General features: G+C 52.3%; 17 protein-coding genes. 2 read left to right on the forward strand and 15 right to left on the reverse strand.

What is annotated here, in order from left to right; translation table 11 throughout:
• The first annotated feature begins 296 nt into the window (after positions 1–296).
• Together B5F88_RS15445 and B5F88_RS15450 are read left to right on the forward strand one after the other, a co-directional pair.
• Positions 297–500 (forward strand): helix-turn-helix domain-containing protein, encoded by a 204-nt coding sequence (locus B5F88_RS15445; protein WP_087347908.1) that lies wholly within the window; start codon positions 297–299, stop codon positions 498–500.
• Between the two features lies 1 nt (position 501).
• Positions 502–1,788 carry a tyrosine-type recombinase/integrase gene (locus tag B5F88_RS15450; protein WP_087347910.1) on the forward strand — a complete coding sequence of 429 codons (1,287 nt, stop codon included), beginning with the start codon at positions 502–504 and terminating at the stop codon, positions 1,786–1,788.
• A 316-nt stretch (positions 1,789–2,104) separates the two neighbouring features.
• Here B5F88_RS15450 and B5F88_RS15455 read toward each other — a convergent pair whose 3' ends face one another.
• From B5F88_RS15455 to B5F88_RS15520, 15 genes are all read right to left on the reverse strand, one after another.
• The gene (locus tag B5F88_RS15455; protein WP_087347912.1) at positions 2,105–3,325 is read right to left on the reverse strand and encodes a site-specific integrase; all 1,221 of its coding nucleotides are present in this window, start codon (positions 3,323–3,325) and stop codon (positions 2,105–2,107) included.
• A 17-nt stretch (positions 3,326–3,342) separates the two neighbouring features.
• Positions 3,343–3,552, reverse strand: coding sequence for a helix-turn-helix domain-containing protein (locus B5F88_RS15460; protein ID WP_162612208.1), 210 nt, complete (start codon positions 3,550–3,552; stop codon positions 3,343–3,345).
• A 477-nt stretch (positions 3,553–4,029) separates the two neighbouring features.
• Positions 4,030–4,362, reverse strand: coding sequence for an HTH domain-containing protein (locus B5F88_RS15465; RefSeq protein ID WP_087347915.1), 333 nt, complete (start codon positions 4,360–4,362; stop codon positions 4,030–4,032).
• A 235-nt stretch (positions 4,363–4,597) separates the two neighbouring features.
• Complete coding sequence (locus B5F88_RS15470; protein ID WP_087347917.1) at positions 4,598–5,935, reverse strand: butyryl-CoA:acetate CoA-transferase; 1,338 nt, start codon at positions 5,933–5,935, stop codon at positions 4,598–4,600.
• 9 nt (positions 5,936–5,944) lie between these two features.
• Positions 5,945–6,109 (reverse strand): 3-hydroxyacyl-CoA dehydrogenase family protein, encoded by a 165-nt coding sequence (locus B5F88_RS21560; protein ID WP_242959825.1) that lies wholly within the window; start codon positions 6,107–6,109, stop codon positions 5,945–5,947.
• Positions 6,106–6,384: a 3-hydroxyacyl-CoA dehydrogenase family protein gene (locus tag B5F88_RS21565; RefSeq protein WP_242959826.1), complete on the reverse strand. Its 279-nt coding sequence runs from the start codon at positions 6,382–6,384 to the stop codon at positions 6,106–6,108. Before B5F88_RS21565 ends, B5F88_RS21560 begins: the two co-directional genes overlap by 4 nt.
• A 57-nt stretch (positions 6,385–6,441) precedes the next feature.
• Complete coding sequence (locus B5F88_RS15480; RefSeq protein WP_242959827.1) at positions 6,442–8,004, reverse strand: CoA-transferase; 1,563 nt, start codon at positions 8,002–8,004, stop codon at positions 6,442–6,444.
• A gap of 110 nt (positions 8,005–8,114) precedes the next feature.
• Positions 8,115–8,963 carry a 3-hydroxybutyryl-CoA dehydrogenase gene (locus B5F88_RS15485; protein WP_087347918.1) on the reverse strand — a complete coding sequence of 283 codons (849 nt, stop codon included), beginning with the start codon at positions 8,961–8,963 and terminating at the stop codon, positions 8,115–8,117.
• Positions 8,964–8,979: 16 nt separating this feature from the next.
• Positions 8,980–9,756, reverse strand: coding sequence for an enoyl-CoA hydratase-related protein (locus B5F88_RS15490; protein WP_087347920.1), 777 nt, complete (start codon positions 9,754–9,756; stop codon positions 8,980–8,982).
• Positions 9,757–9,799: 43 nt separating this feature from the next.
• Positions 9,800–10,942 (reverse strand): acyl-CoA dehydrogenase, encoded by a 1,143-nt coding sequence (locus B5F88_RS15495; protein WP_087347921.1) that lies wholly within the window; start codon positions 10,940–10,942, stop codon positions 9,800–9,802.
• Positions 10,943–11,112: 170 nt separating this feature from the next.
• Positions 11,113–12,117, reverse strand: coding sequence for an electron transfer flavoprotein subunit alpha/FixB family protein (locus B5F88_RS15500; protein WP_087347923.1), 1,005 nt, complete (start codon positions 12,115–12,117; stop codon positions 11,113–11,115).
• Between the two features lie 13 nt (positions 12,118–12,130).
• Positions 12,131–12,934, reverse strand: coding sequence for an electron transfer flavoprotein subunit beta/FixA family protein (locus tag B5F88_RS15505; RefSeq protein WP_087347924.1), 804 nt, complete (start codon positions 12,932–12,934; stop codon positions 12,131–12,133).
• 38 nt (positions 12,935–12,972) lie between these two features.
• Entirely contained in the window at positions 12,973–14,169 is a 1,197-nt protein-coding gene (locus B5F88_RS15510; RefSeq protein ID WP_087347926.1) for a thiolase family protein, read from the reverse strand.
• A 29-nt stretch (positions 14,170–14,198) separates the two neighbouring features.
• The gene (locus B5F88_RS15515) at positions 14,199–15,344 is read right to left on the reverse strand and encodes an acyl-CoA dehydrogenase family protein (RefSeq protein ID WP_087347928.1); all 1,146 of its coding nucleotides are present in this window, start codon (positions 15,342–15,344) and stop codon (positions 14,199–14,201) included.
• Positions 15,345–15,410: 66 nt separating this feature from the next.
• Positions 15,411–16,217, reverse strand: coding sequence for an enoyl-CoA hydratase/isomerase family protein (locus tag B5F88_RS15520; RefSeq protein ID WP_087347930.1), 807 nt, complete (start codon positions 16,215–16,217; stop codon positions 15,411–15,413).
• Positions 16,218–16,569: the final 352 nt, after the last annotated feature.

The raw sequence follows: 16,569 nt of genomic DNA on the forward strand, positions 1-16,569 counted from the left end.
AGACTAGTTTATTTTTACCATCAGCGTTACCATAAGGCACCAACGAAAGGGGGTGCTTGTTTATGGGGCTGATACTTGCTTTTATGATGGGTATGCTCACCATGGCTATAATTGTTGGGGTGTTTTTCCGTATGCTCCTGTTTTTCCTGTTGTTGATGGACTAAGAGAACAAATCTCCCCACTCAATCAAGCTGGGTGGGGAGATAGATTCTTTGGTTCAGGTGTATGCCCTAAAATCAAGCCTATTGATATTAAGTGATGTAGCTAAACCATAAACTAGGAGGTTATACATCACAATGGAGAATATCAAAGAGCGGGGGCTAACTCCGCAGGAGGCCGCTGACTTGATTGGTTGTAGTGCTTACACCGTCAAGGAGTTGGCAAGAGGAAATCGCATTCCTTTCTATCGGGTAGGCTCACGGTATCTGTTTACCAGGGCTGCCCTGATGGATTGGATTGCAGATCAGGAGAAGAAAAACTATCGTAAGGAGGATAAGTGACATGGCAAGCATAAAAGACCAAGGGAATGGAAAATACAGAATATTTATTTGTGATGGCTTTAAGCCTGATGGACGGGTCAACCGTACTTCAAAGACAATCTATGCCAAGTCCAAGAAAGACGCAGAGAGACAGGCACAGGCTATGGAGGTTGACTTCAAGCGTGGACAGCAGATACAGCCCAGCAATGCCTCCACATTCTCTGATTTGGTGGACAAGTGGAGAGAGTCCGACCGATATGATAAAGAGATCGTATTAAAGACTCGGGAGCGCTATGAGGGGATGCTGAGAAACTTTATGCTCCCGTACTTTGGCAGAATGAAGATACGGGATATCAAGGCCCTAAATATTGAGCAGTATCTGAGGACACTCAGTCAAGATGGGGTTCGGACAGATGGAAAGCCCGGTGGATACAGTGAAAAGACAATTCATGACCATTATATGCTAATTCAAAGGTTGCTGAATGTAGCAATTCACTGGGAAATGTTAGATGTAAACCCTTGTATCCGGGTCGACACACCGAAAGTACATAAGCAGGAAGCAAAATACTATGAGGAGGATGAAATTCAGCGTTTACTGGAGTGCTTAGAGCTGGAGTGTCAGGAAACCATTGCAAAATTTAGCTGCCGATACGATAAGCTCTCTCCTGATGAAGCATACCGCAGGCAGCAGGTCAGAATTTTTAATGACCTCATGCACAAAATGTATATCTGGTTGGCTCTTGCCAGCGCTTGCCGCAGAAGTGAGCTGATTGGTTTAACGGTGGACAAGGTGGATTTTGTCCGCAATACCATCACCATAAGTCAGACCGGCCACTATGCGCCGGACAAGGGGCTTTATTTCCAAAATCGTTTGAAAAACGGGGATTCTACCAAAGTTGTAGATATGCCCGAGGCTGTCATGCAGGAGCTGCAAGCATATTTGGAGGAACGCCAAAAGGTATTTTACCTGATGGGGTGGGAGGACAGCGGGTATGTATTTGTGTCTCTGTCAGACGGTAAAGTAACACAAGCAGGCGGGCCAATGCTGCCCGATGTGATCAGCACATGGTTTACCCGTTTCCTGGAGAAGTACCAGCTGCCCAAGATTACGCTCCATCAGGTGCGACACACCAGTATCAGCTACCTGATTAACAAAGGCGTCAACATTAAAATGGTGGCCGACAGAGCGGGACACCAAAACACACGCACCACAGAAGAGATATACGGCCATGTCTACAAGAAAACGCAGCGTGCAACGGCAGATGAATATAACGACCTGTTTACTGGCAAGGTGAGTAAAGAAGATTAAAAATAGGGTGAGAAATGGGTGAGAATGAAAAATTCTCACTTATTTCTCACTTTTTTGTAAGGTGAAAATGAATGAAATGAATAAAAGTTAGGACAGTATAGGAAAAGAAATGTGTCCTTGACCAATAATTATTATTTCCCAGTATTTGTCATTATCTCTCATAACCCGGAGGTCGAAGGTTCAAATCCTTCCCCCGCAACCAGAAAAACACCTGATTTCGCAAGAAATCAGGTGTTTTTTATTTGAAAAGTTACCTGTTTTTTCGGCTGATGCTTATCCGCTGCTTATGTGATGCTTATTTTTGCCTCTGCTGATGCTAAAAGTCCATCACCGGCCCTGTCGGCGGCTTCTGCAAAGGCTCATAGAGGGAACCCATCAGCTCGATGCTGGCCCGCTTCTGGGACTCAAAGGAGTGCCCGTACTTATCCAGGGTAATAGAGGCGTTGGCATGGCCCAGAAGCTTGGAGAGGGTCACAGGATCCATCCCCTGCTCCAGAGCTCTGGTGGCAAAGGTGTGGCGCAGAGAATGAAAATTGGCGCTGGGGATGCCCGCCCGGGATACGCACCGTTTGAAAAGATCCTGATAGGTTCTGGGCTCATAGGGGTCCCCGTTTTCCTGACAAAAGACGTAGCGCCCGGCATTGTAGCCGGGGTATTGCTCCATGATCGAGAACTGGATCTCCCGGTACCGGGATAGCTCCTGGTAAAGTTCATCACAGAGATAGACAATGCGTCTGGAATGATCGGTCTTTGTGGTTGAAACGGTGCAGACGCTGGTGGAGGTTTCGATGGAATCGTCGTGGTTGGGCAGCCGGTTCCGGGTCTCGCAGACCAGGAACTGCCGTTCTTCCATATTCACATTGTCCCAGCGCAGGCCGCACACTTCCCCCATCCGCAGGCCGGTAAAGAGGGTAAAGATTACTCCAAAGGAGGCAGGCTCCGGCATGGCCCGGCAGGCCAGCATCAAGCGCCGCTGCTCCTCCTTACTTAGTACCCGCATCTCCTTCTTAGGATCCTTAGGGAGACGTACCCCTTCCACCAGATTTCTCCGGAGCAGTCCGTTTTTCCTGGCCTGCTCAAAGGACAGGTGCAGCATATTGCGCAGGTTCCGCAGGGTTTTGGCAGACAGGCCACCCTCCCCCGTGGTTTTGCCAGTGCTGTGCTTCTGGTTAAAGAATTCCTGTAGGGTCACCGGATCCAGCTTTGCCAACGGGATGTCCCCCAACGACGGCTTGACATGGACACGGGTCATCATCTCATAGCTGCAATAGGTGGAAAGCTTTACGGTGGGCCTTGCATAGGTCTCCAGCCATTGATCCATCCACTTCCCTATCGTAGGGCCAGATGGGCTGTGCTCAGCGCTGGAAGGCCGTCCCAGGTTTTGAGGTATCGCATACTGTTCTTTTAATCCGTCCAGAAACGCCCTGCCATCCGTCTTACGTTGGAACCTCTTCGTATGGCGGTTCCCGTCGGTATCATAATACTGGCAAACCCAGGTTTTCTCCTTCGTCTGGTAGAGGGAGCCCTCCCCTTTCATCCGCCTTGCCACGAAGCTTACACCCCCTTCTTACACAAACCTTCTTCCAGCCACCGCTCCAGGTGGGTTCGAGAGAGGATGAACCGTTTCCCCACTCTTAAGCAGGGAATGGTTCCCTGCCGCAGCGCACGATAGAGGGTAGACTTGGAAACCGGCAAAACAGCGGACAGCATATCCGGTGTAAAGAAATCCGGAAAGTCACTCAACTGTAGCTTCTCAGATTCCATGTACTTACCTCCAATCAGAATACTACGAAGGCCGCCCCCAGGCAGGGAGCGGCCTATTGTCATTTTTAAAAGCAATCTTGTCGCACCTGTATTCGACACTACTCCCCCAGGTGTCAGGGCGGCAACAGACGGACTGCGCTGGCGCGCATCACGGGAATCTCACCCCTCCGAGGATCTCTCCGAGCTGCCCCCATTGCTTGTGGCTGTGGCTGGACAGGAGTATCATTATCAGATTGCTGACGAGGGTCGGGCCGGTATCATCGGCCGCAATGCGAAACAGCCCGCCACAGGCTGCTTTGGGACGGATGGGTACCGCTCTGCACCTTCCTCGGCCGTCTTTGATGCAGGTATCTGCACAGGTGGTCTTGGCGCATCCTCCAGCGTCGCTTTGGTCCTTCCTCAAGGACCTCTCATCAGCGGACGTATCCCGTTGCCGGATATTCAGTTTTCAAGGAATCGGAAGTAAACATCGACAGATTATCGATACTCCCAGTACAGAGCAAATTGGGCCAGAATGCTATTCAAAACCTGAAGATCATCCCCATCCAATGTTCCACGCAACTTACGCAGAAGCGCTTCCTGCTTTGGAGATAATGTTTTACTCTCCATGTGAAACCAATTTGGCAGACTGGCACCGCCGCCATAGCGGCCTCGCAAGACCTGAATGGGATAATAGCAAGAGAGAATCACCAAATCAGCACGGATTGTCCGCTCAGAAACGCCGAATTCCTCTGCAAGGTTTGTTGCCGTTTCATGCCTTCGCTTACATAAAAGTCGAAGGATTGCGCTTCTCCGTTCCGACGGGCTCATCTCTCTCACCGCCTCGTCTCGCCCTGTGATTAGAAGTGTAACGGTTAAAGCGGAAGGTTCTTTTCCGGTTTAAAAAAATTTTTTGATCTTTTTGTAGTTTCAGCATTATGTACGATTGGGCAGCCAAGATTTATACATTATGCATAGCTACCGGGCCAACTTTGAATAAAAAAGTCCCGTGGTGCTATGGCCATAGAACCATAGCACCACAGGACTCTCTCAGTCTTTTCTCTGCCTACTGATTGCTTCTCCGCCAGATGCCCATCTTCTCAGCTTGTTGAATCAGTTCCTCCCGGAAATTGGGGTGGGCGATAGAGATAACCTTCTCTGCCCGTTCCCAGGTGGAGGCACCTTTGAGGTTCACCATGCCGTACTCTGTCACCAGGTAGTGGATGGTGGATCGGGGATCGGTGACGATGGAACCGTTGGTCAGGGTAGGCACGATCCGGCTCTTCAGCTGACCGTCCTTCCCCACCATGGTGGAGGACAAGCAGATGAAGCTCTTTCCGCCCTTGGACAGATAGGCACCCAGCACAAAGTCCAACTGCCCGCCGGTACCCGAGATGTGCTTCAGCCCAGCGCTCTCCGCGTTCACCTGTCCAAACAAATCTACGTCCACCGCATTGTTAATGGAGATAAAGTTGTCCAGCTGGGCGATCACATGGACGTCGTTGGTGTAGTCCACCGGCGCCCCCATCACCTCTGGGTTGTGATTGACATAATCGTAGAGCTTCTGGGTGCCCGCACCAAAGGCAAACACCTGCCGCCCCTTATCCAGGTTCTTGTGCTTGCCGGTTATCTTGCCCGCCTTTGCGATATCCACAAAGGCATCCACATACATCTCGGTGTGAACACCCAGGTCCTTCAGATCGGACTGGGCGATCATGGAGCCGATGGTGTTGGGCATCCCGCCGATACCCAACTGGAGACAGGCCCCGTTGGGGATCTGGGGCACCACCAGATTGGCCACCGCCTTATCCACCTCGGTGGGTTCTCCGCCGCCCCCCAGCTGGGCCACCGGCGGATTGTCCCCCTCCACCACATAGTCCACATCTCTGATGTTGATCTCGCAGCCGTTGAGCGCATTCACCCAGGGGAGATTGCGGTTAACCTCCAGAATGATGATCCTGGCCTTCTCCAGCATATCCGCCAGGTGAGAAGCGGCCAGGCCGAAGTTGAAGTTACCGTGGCTGTCCATAGGGGTGACTTGGAGCATGGCCACGTCCACCCGGATTTCCTCTCGGTAGAACCGGGGCAGCTCCGAGTAGCGCATGGGAATAAAATACCCCATGCCCTTGGTGGCAATTTTTCGATCCACACCGCTCATGTGCCAGGCGTGCCAGGCGAAGTGCTCCCCCGCGTCCTCCGCCCTACAGATCTCCGGCATCCACATGGTGACGCCGCCCCGCACCTTTACGTCGTGCAGCTCGTCCTTCCGGGCTGCCAAAGCCGCGTCCAAGGCCACCGGGTGGTTGGTACACCAGCCGTAGTCCACCCAGTCCCCGGACTTCACCGCCTTCACCGCCTCATCGGCAGCAGTCAGCTTTTCCTGGTAGATTGCTTGATAGTCCATAAGCTCTCCTTACTTCCGGTAGTCAAAGAAACCCATTCCGGTCTTGCGGCCCAGCTTGCCGGCCCGGACCGTCTTGCACATCAGCAGGGAAGCGCAGTACTTAGGGTCGTAGGTTCCACTGCAAATGGTGTCCATGATGGATAGGTACACGTCCAGTACCACCAGATCGTTCAAGGCCAGGGGATCATAGGGTGGTTGATGCCCAGCTTCATGGCCGTGTCCAGGCCCTCCACACTAGCAAACCCGGTATACACCAAGTCGCAGACCCCGTTGACAGTGGAGATTAAAATCTTGTTCACCACGGAACTGGGGACCTGGTTGACCTCAGCAGGCTCCTTGCCGATGAACTTGGACAGCTCAGCGACGTTGGCGAAGGTTTCGTCAGAGGTATAAGTGCCCTGGGTGAACCTCATCATTTTTATGACGGTGATGGGGCTGAAAAAGCGCATACCAATGAACTCGCCAGGTCGCTGAGTGACCATAACGATGTATGATAGGACTTGCAATCATATACCGCAGTGATTAGGATAGAATCCCATCTTACAATCAGTAAAAATCCTTGCATCCATTATTTTGAGGTCTTCTGCAATTAACGGCTTAAATTCCATCTGATCCAAAACATCTCTCTGTAGGTCAACACCGGGGGCAATCTCAGTCAGCATCAGTCCATCTTTCGTCAGTTCCAAGACCGCCCGCTCTGTGACATAGAGTACCTTTTGCCCAGAAGAAGCAGCATACTCTCCACTAAAAGTAATCTGCTGAACTGTATTCTTAAATTTCTTTACCTTTCCCTCTTGCAGAATACGCAATACTCCGTCTGCCGTTTCGAGCTTTGCACCACTTGCTGTAAAAGTACCAGCAAAGATCACCAGGGGGGTAGACTGCGTTATATCAATAAATCCGCCACAACCAGGAAGCTTTGGGCCAAATTTACTCACATTGATATTACCCTCTGCATCACATTCGGCAAGGCCAAGAACCGCCATACCCAAATTTCCGCCATCATATAGGTCAAAATTATAGGCCATAGATAACAGTCCGATTGCATTAACTGCGCATCCGAATGTGTCGCCAGATCCCAAAACACCTCCAAGCATACCGGCCTCAACACTCATAACTACTTCATCGGCAAACCCTTCTTCCGCCGCAATATTTGCCACAAGCTCTGGTACGCCGATACCAAGATTTACGATGGAATTCGGCCTTAGTTCCATTGCACACCGCCGAGCAATCACTTTGCGAGGGTCGAGCGGCAGAGCTTTCACCTCATCCGTAGGAATATCAATATGTCCGGCGTATCTCGGTGAATAGTAAATATCCTTCGTTTGGCGGTGATATTTTTCCGGTTCTTCACAGACCACAACCGCATCTACAAATGCACCCGGAATTTCAATACGATCTGCGGTCAGCTTATTGGCGGAAAGATTTTTAACCTGCACAATTACCTTGCCTCCACAGCTTTTGACCGCCATGGCAATATCACGCATATTCATGGGTCCACATTCGTCTTCGATCGAAATATTGCCATTCTGATCTGCAGTTGTCCCACGGATGATACCTATATCAAATTGAGGTGTAGGATAATATAGCCACTCCTCGCCTTCAAATTCAACTACCCTGATTAGGTCATCTGTAGTTACCTGGTTCAGCTTGCCACCCTCTAGCCGAGGATCAACGAAAGTTTGTAGACCTATCTTGCTCATGAAATGCTTCTGTCCTAAAATAGCGGCGCGAAACGAGTTCAGGATAGCCCCATGTGGCCAATTATACGCCTGGCATTTATTTCCACTTACATATTTGCAAAAATTAGGATTTAAGCCGAAATGGCCTGCAATAATTTTGGATACAAGTCCGTCGTGGGCCCAGCGGTCGAAGCCGGAACCTTCTGACCCAGCGCTCCCGGTAAATACACACTCCAGATTGTTTGGGTGTCCTGTTTTCAAAAAGCGATCCTCAACAGCCTTAAATACCCAGTCCGCCATGCCCCAGAGCACAAAGCCAGATGTTGTAACAACTGCACCATCCTGGATCAGGTCAAGCGCTTCATCGATGCTTTTAATTTTGCTCACAATTAGCACCTCCAAGGAGAGGACAAATTCATCGTTGCTACGATAATTATCCTCTATTTACAAAACAGATTTTGTTGTATAAACTAACATATCTCTGGCCTAAACAACCTCTATTCGGAGTAATTATAGAAGCCTTTTCCGGTTTTGCGGCCAAGCCAGCCAGCTCGCACCATCTTGCGCAGCAATAGTGAGGCACGATACTTAGAGTCATGAGTTTCACTATACAACGTGTCCATCGCAGCCAAGCAAATATCCAAGCCGATTAAATCGGCCAAGGCCAAGGGCCCCATAGGGTGGTTGGCACCCAGCTTCATGGCTGTGTCAACACCTTCTATAGAAGCCACGCCAGTATAGACCAGATCACAGGCCTCATTGATCATTGGCACCAGAATTTTATTGACAACAAAACCTGGTGCTTCGTGGACAGATACAGGCTCCTTACCGATAGCTTTAACTAATTTGAAAACCGTATCAAAGGTTTCGTCTGAAGTATTAGCTCCGCGGATGACTTCTACCAGTTTCATGACAGCAGCCGGATTAAAAAAGTGAATGCCAATGAATTTGTCCGGTCGCTTAGTGGCGGCGGCTATCGCTGAAATAGAGATAGATGAAGTGTTGGAGGCAAAAATTGTGCTTGGCTTGCAAATGGCATCTAACTGAGCAAATACCTGTTTTTTAATCTCCAAATTCTCAACGGCAGCTTCTACAATCAGATCAGCGTCGGCGGACAAGATCAGGTCGGTTGTAAAAATAATCTTATCAATGAGAAATTTCTTGCCAGTTTCGTCCAACTTACCCTTGCTTATATACCTATCCAAGGTATTGTTCAGCCTGGCTTTAGCATTATGAATAACCTCATCACTGATATCCCTAATTACCACATTAAAGTCTGCCTTGGCAAATACCTGTGCAATATCGAGACCCATGATACCGCCGCCAATGACCACTATTTTTTTCATTGTATCCAGTCTCCTATTACCGGTTTTTAAAGTTCTTCTCCGTTCGCTTTGCCAAAAACGCACCCATGCCCTCGTTCTTGTCCTCAGTGCCACAGCAGACACCGAAGGCCTCGGCCTCAAAGGCGGAGCCGGTGGTAATGTCGGTCTGCATCCCCATGCGGATGCACCGCTTGGACTCCTGCACTGCGATCTGGGCGTTGGCGCAGATGGCCTCCGCCAGCTCGATTGCCTTGGACATCAACTCCTCGGCAGGATACACCTCACTGACCAGTCCGATGGCCTTGGCCTCGTCAGCCTTGATGGTCTTAGCAGTGAGGATCAGTTCCATGGCCTTGCTCACGCCCACGATGCGAGGCAACCGCTGGGTGCCGGCAAAGCCGGGGGTGATACCCAGGCCCACCTCGGGCTGACCAAACCGGGCCTTATCACTGGCTAGGCGGATGTCGCAGGCCATGGACAATTCGCAGCCGCCGCCCAGGGCAAAGCCATTTACCGCCGCGATCACCGGCTTTGCCATGTTTTCCAGCTTAAGAAACACAGCGCCACCGTGGATGCCAAAGCGTTTGCCGTCGATAGAGGAGAAGTTCTTCATCTCGCCGATGTCAGCACCGGCCACAAAGGAGCGGCCTGCGCCTGTGAGGATTAAGACGTAAATTTGGTCGTCTACCGCTACTTGGTCAAGCACTTGATCCAATTCGCTGAGTACTTGGCTGTTCAATGCATTTAGGGCTTCCTGTCGATCGATCGTTAAGATTCCAATATGGTCATTAATTTCAAGCCTTACGTATTTCATTGATAAACCTCCTAACTATGTCCGTAGCTATTGCATTCATGTATCACTTGACGCCCATCCAGCCGGAGATGACCATGCGCTGAACCTCGGAGGTACCCTCGTAGATCTCGGTGATCTTGGCGTCCCGCATGAACCGCTCGAAGGGATACTCCCGGGTGTAGCCATAGCCGCCCACCAACTGGAGGCAACGGCGGGTCACGCTGCTGGCAGCTTCGGAGGCGTACAGCTTACCCATAGCCGCCAGGTGGCTGTAGGGCTCGTGGTCCTGCTTGGCCTGGGCCGCCCGGTAGATGAGCAATCGGGCCGCGTCCACCCGGGCCTGCATATCCGCCAACTGGAACTGGGTGTTCTGGAACTGGGAAATTCGCTCGCCGAACTGGACGCGTTCCTTGGTATACTTGACGCATTCGTCAATGGCCGCCTGAGCAATGCCCAGGGCCTGAGCCCCGATACCAATGCGGCCCCCGTCCAGGGTCATCATGGCTATTTTGAATCCCTTGTTCAGCTCGCCCAGCAGGTTCTCCTTGGGCACGATACAGTCCTCAAAGACCAGTTCACAGGTGGAGGAGCCGCGAATGCCCATCTTCTTCTCGTGGGCACCCACCTTAAATCCGGTGAAACCCTTCTCTACGATAAAGGCGGAAATGCCGTGGTTTCCCTTCTCCTTGTCGGTCATGGCGAAGATCACAAATGTGTCCGCATAGCCGGCGTTGGTGATGAAAATCTTGGAGCCGTTGAGCAGCCAGTGGTCTCCCTTATCCTCCGCCGTGGTCTTCTGCATGGCGGAATCGGTGCCCGCACCGGGTTCGGTGAGGCCGAAGGCACCCAGTTTCTCTCCGGTGGCCAGAGGCAGCAGGTACTTCCGTTTCTGCTCCTCGGTACCAAACTCGCTGATGGGCCAGGAGCACAAGGAGGTGTGGGCGGACACCATGACGGAGGTGGTGGCGCAGTGCTTGGCCAGTTCCTCGCACACCCCGATGTAGTTGACATAGGACAGACCGGCTCCACCGTACTCCTCGGGAAAGGGCACACCCATCATACCCATTTCGGCCAGCTTATGCCAGGTTTCTTCTGGAAAGCGCTCGTTCTCGTCAATTTCGGCGGCGATAGGGGCTACCTCTTTCAGACAGAAGTCGTGCAGCATGTCCAGGATTTCCTGTTCTTCCTCGTTAAAGTGGAAATTCATGTGTGTTCTCCTTCTAAATATAAATTTATCAAAATTATTTACAAGCTCTGAATATGGCTTTGAGCTGCCCAGCAAAAGGCAGCTCAAAGCGCAAAACAAGAAACAACCCATTTAGGAGGAAGGCAGCAAATGGATCTGCCCGGGGCTGCTCCTGACACGGTTGGGAAGGCTTACGCCTTGAGCTTCCTGAGCTCCTCGGTGAGGGCGGGTAGCACCTCAAAGAGGTTGCCCACGATACCGTAGTCCGCCACGTCAAAAATGGGGGCATCGGGATCCTTGTTGATGGCCACGATACAGTCTGACCCGCTCATGCCAGCCAGATGCTGAATGGCGCCCGAGATACCGCAGGCGATGTACAGCTTGGGAGCCACAGTCTTGCCCGTCTGGCCCACCTGGTGGGCGTGGGAGATCCAGCCAGCGTCCACAGCCGCGCGGGAGGCGCCCACAGTGGCGCCCAGCACCTCGGCCAGCTCCTTGACAGGGGCAAAGCCCTCAGGACCGCCCACACCCCGACCGCCGGAGACGATGATGTCCGCGCCCTCCAGGTCCACCAGCTCACCGGCCGTCTCCTGGATGATTTCCAGAAGCTCGGTGCGGATCTGCTCGGGTGGGACGTGGAATTCTTCACGGATGATCTCAGCCTTGGGTTCGGCCGGAGGGGACTTTTTGAACACGCCGGGACGTACGGTGCCGATCTGGGGCCGGTGGTCCGGGCACAAAATGGTAGCCATCAGGTTGCCGCCGAAGGCGGGACGGGTCCAGGCCACGTTGCCGCTCTCCTCGTCTATATCCAGAGCAGTACAGTCGGCGGTCAGGCCGGTCTTGATGCGGCAGGCCAGCCGGGGACCCAGATCCCGGCCGTCAGGGGTGGCCCCGATAAGCAGGGTGGTGGGGCCGTACTTCTCAATCAAATGGTAGAGGGCGGCGGTATAGGCGTCGGTGGTGTAGTCTTTGAATTCGGGGGCGTCCACCACAATTACCTGGTTGGCACCCTGGGCGGAGGCGTCATTGACCGCCTGGTCCACGCCGCTGCCGATGACAATAGCCACCAGTTTGCCGCCCTGCTTGTCCGCCAAGTCCCGGCCGGGACCCAGCAGCTCCAGGCCCACGTTCTTGGCGGAGCCGTCCTCCTTGGTTTCCACATAGACCCACAGGTCCTTGGTCTTTGCTTCCATGTCGCTCCCTCCCTTAAATCACGTGGGCGTCGCTGAGCAGCGCCGCCAGCTTGCACGCAGATTCCTCGTTGGTCTCTTCCTTGATCTTGATGCCGCCCTTCTTTTTCTGGGGCACAAAGGTCTTCTTCACATGGGTGGGAGAGCCCTTCAGGCCGATGCGGGTAGCGTCGATGTCGGGGAATTCCGCAGAGGTCAGGGTAGGAATCTCAGCACGGTTGGCCGCCATCTTCCGCTTGATGGTGGGATAGCGGGGATCGAAAGCGGGCTTGGTGAAGGTCACCACGCAGGGCATCTGAACGCCGATGACCATGTTGCCGTCCTGACCCTCTTTCAGCACTTTCAGCTTGCCGTCGGCCACCTCGGCTTCCAGGGCATAGGTCACTTGGGGCAGACCCAGGTGCTCGGCAAGCTCGGGGCCCACCTGGGCGGTGTCGCCGTCGATGGCCTGCTTGCCGCAGAAGATGGCATCAAACTTGCCTTCCAGCTCCTCCAGCTTGCCAACTGCGTTGGAAAGAATGTAGCTTGTGGCCAGGGTGTCAGACCCGCCGAACACGCGGTCGGAGACCAGGTAGGCTTTGTCGGCAGCGATAGCCAGGCACTCTTTCAGGGCGTTTTTGGCCTGCTCGGGACCCATGGAGGCCACCACAATCTTGGTGTCGGGGTCCTTGTCCTTGATCCGGGCCGCCGCCTCCAAAGCGAAGGCGTCAAAGGTGTTGACGATGCTGGGCACTCCCTCCCGCATCAGAGTGTTGGTCTCCGGATTTATCTTGATTTCTGTGGTATCCGGAACCTGTTTGACACAAACAAGTATGTTCATAATCTATATGACCTCCAATATTCGTCGTTCCAAAGCATTCAGGGGATTCGCTCAATGACTGTCGCCATAGATGGACCGCCGCCAACACAAAGGGATGCGACTCCGTATCTCGCCTGACGATAAATCAATTCCGATAGACATCCCACAATGATTCTCACTCCGGTGCATCCCACTGGGTGTCCGATTGCGATGCCGGAACCGTTGGCATTGACCTTGTCCATGGGTAACTTCAATTCGCGATTACAGGCCAAGAACTGCGCCGCGAAGGCCTCGTTGATTTCATAGTAGTCAATGTCATCCGCCGTCAAGCCAGCCTCACGGATAGCTTTTGGAATAGAGTACGCCGGGCCAATGCCCATAATGCGGGGCTCCACACCAGCACTGACTGTTGACAATACCCTTGCGAGAGGCCGGAGCCCATGCGCCTGGGCATAGGCGGCAGTAGTCAGCACCACTGCGGCGGCCCCGTCATTGATGCCAGAGGCATTTCCGGCGGTTACGGTTCCATTTTCTTTCAAGAAGGCCGGCTTCAGCTTGCCCAGCACTTCCATCGTGGTGCCCTTTTTGGGGTGCTCATCCCGATCCACGGTAACAGTCCCCTTCTTTGTCTTCACTTCAATAGGGACCATTTCTTCATCAAATTTGCCCGCCTCCATTGCCGCACAGGCACGTTGATGGCTCATTACAGCAAGCTCATCCTGTTCCTCTCTGGTAATCCCATACTCCTGAGCCAGATTCTCTGCGGTTACGCCCATGTGATAACCCATCATTGCGCAAACGAGTCCGTCATAAGTGAGCGAGTCAATCATTTTGACATCTCCCATGCGGAACCCGGCGCGGGCGCCCAAGGTCAGATAGGGGGCCCGGGACATGGTTTCACCGCCAAGAACCAGGGCGACCTGACAGCCATCGGTTTTGAGGCTGCGATAGGCACAGTCATACGCTTTCATGGACGAGGCACACTGCTGGTCAACCGTATAAGCCCAGCCGCTGGAGGGACATCCCAGTTTGAGCTGTACCTGCCGGGCCGGATTGCCCTTGTTTCCGTGCTTGTAAAGGCATCCCATGGCGACCTCATCAATTTCTTCGGGGGATACGCCCGCCCTCTCCAAGGCTGCCTGGCCAGCGGCGGTAGTCAAATCAACCAAACTGACATCCTTTAAAGATCCGAGGAAATCGCCCACAGGGGTTCGGGCTCTGCTTAGAATTACAATATCATCGGGTGCAAGATTCATAATGCAACCTCTCTCCTCGTCTTTGTGATTTAGTGATTCAAATAATAGCCTGCGGCGATTACCCGCTGCACATCGGTCTGGCCTTCCACGTGAGGCCCGATGAGCGCGTCACGCAGGAATCGCTCTGCCTGGTACTCCTTCATAACACCATAGGAACCCATCAGGTTCATGGCAAGTACACAGCCTTCTACCGCCGTGTCCCCTACGTAGGCCTTAACCAGGGCGGACTGCCCCAGCATTTCCTCCAGACGGCTGTGGTCGTTGGCCGTCTCCGCGCAGTTATAGACCATGTATCGGCAGCTCTCATACTTGGAAAGCATGGTGGCAAACTTCATCTGAATCGCCTGGAATTTGGTAATGGTGCTGTCCCGGTGAACTTTCGTGGTAACGTAGTCCTTTGCCGCATTGACAGCTCCGCCGAAAGCACCCAGGAAGACCGCGGAGAAGCCCAACTTGCCATAGGCGGTGGTTGCCTTCAGAATGGTAAACCCGTCTCCTCGCTTACCCAGGATGTGGAAGTCGTCGTTAGGGACACGGACCTCATCCAGAAATACGTCATAGCAGGGGCTGCCCAGCAGGCCAACTTTCTCCCAAGGCGTGGAAGTGGAATAGCCCTCAATGGGCTTGTCAAACAGGAAAGCCGTGCATTTGCCCGTCTCGGCCTCTTTGGCGTAAAGCAGCATGGGGCCGGCATAAGCGGCATTGGAGATAAAGCGCTTGACGCCGCTGATCACCCAGGTGTCACCATCCAGCCGGGCGGTGGTGGTCAACTGCTTGGGATCGGAACCAGTGCTGGGCTCGGTAAACGCCATAGAGCCCCGGAGCTTTCCCTCAATGCTGGGGCCGATGTACGCCTGCTTCTGCTCCTCGCTGCCAAAGAGATTGATGGCCTCCAAGGGAAGCAGAGTAATGAGCAGGGCGGTAGCGGCACTGGGGGACACCTTGGACAGCTCTTCGAATGCCAGTACAAAGCTATCGTAGCCGGCGCCAATACCTCCGTACTTCTCATCAAATGCAATGCCAAGCAGCCCAGTGTCGGCCATTTGCTGGTAAATATCGGTAGGGAAGTGACCAACTTCCTCAATGTCATCGATACGGGGTCTGAGAACCTTTTCCGCAAAGTCCCTTGCCAGATTTTGGATTGACTCTTGTGTCTCATTCAATTTGAATTCCATAATGATTCTCCTTTTTAAATATTAAAGTGAAGTGCTTACTGGACCAAGTATCTGAAAAGGCATTGGTCAACATCCTAAAAACCGGGGTGCCCGTTTTTCGATAAAAGCTTTGACACCCTCCTTAAAATCCTCTGACTGTCCACAAGCATGTTGGGTAGGGATCTCAGTTTCTAGAAGCCATCGACGGTAATCTCGGAAGTTGACATCATAAATTTGCTTTTTAAGATTTTGATAGGCAATAAGAGGGCCAGCTGCTAACTCTCGAGCCAGTTTCATGGTAGTTCCGTCCAATTCCGCTTTGGGTACCACCATATGAGCAAGCCCAAGAGATTGGGCTTCTAATGCATCCACTGGTCGGCCCGTGGCGGCTAATGCTAAGGCCCGTGCTGCTCCAACACTCTTGGATAGCAGGTAAGTAGCGCCGGTATCGGGAACCAATCCCAAATTGACAAAAGCCAGGATAAATTTTGCGTCATCCGCACAGATTACAAAATCTCCGCCCAAGGCTAAACTGACACCTGCACCAGCAGCCGGTCCAGAAACCGCAACTACGATTAGCTTCCCCATCCGTTTCATATGGTCTGCTAGAACGCCTACCTTAGCGATTAGTTCGTCTATACTGATCTCTCCTCCGGCCTGAATGCGCTGATAGAAGTACCGAATGTCGCCCCCGGCGGAGAATGCTTTGTCCAATCCCTTTAGGACAACAACCTTTACTTTAACATCTTGCTCTGCTTTCCGGAATGCGGCCAGTAGTTCATCAGCCATTTGCTCATCAATGGCATTGAGATTGCTTGGAGCATTCATGACGATGGTGGCAATGCCATCCTGCTCAGAATATATAATTTTATCAAATTCACCCAGATGCTGCATATTTGTATACCTCCTTTTTCGATTGTTGCATCCAGTACCGGCCAACCAGGCGGCGGATATCTAAACTTTAGCTTGGCAGTTGTAGTGTATCACCCCGTATCGTATAATGTAAAATACATTTTTAATCCACGCAAAATAACCACAAGTTATATATTGCAATTCGTGAGACATACGCTTAATTAGACGCCATATTTTCAAAATTAGCGGATTAAAATGTATCTTACACTTACTTATACAATTTACGTTGTTAGGGTCGGGCGAAATTAACCACTCCGGGTCAGGAGAAAATCGCCAATTTTGGTCAAACGAAAATCACCAATCTGGGGTAGCCAGCCCCCAGGTAGTATTGTTT

Source organism: Flavonifractor sp. An306 (assembly GCF_002159455.1).
Classification (GTDB): domain Bacteria; phylum Bacillota; class Clostridia; order Oscillospirales; family Oscillospiraceae; genus Flavonifractor.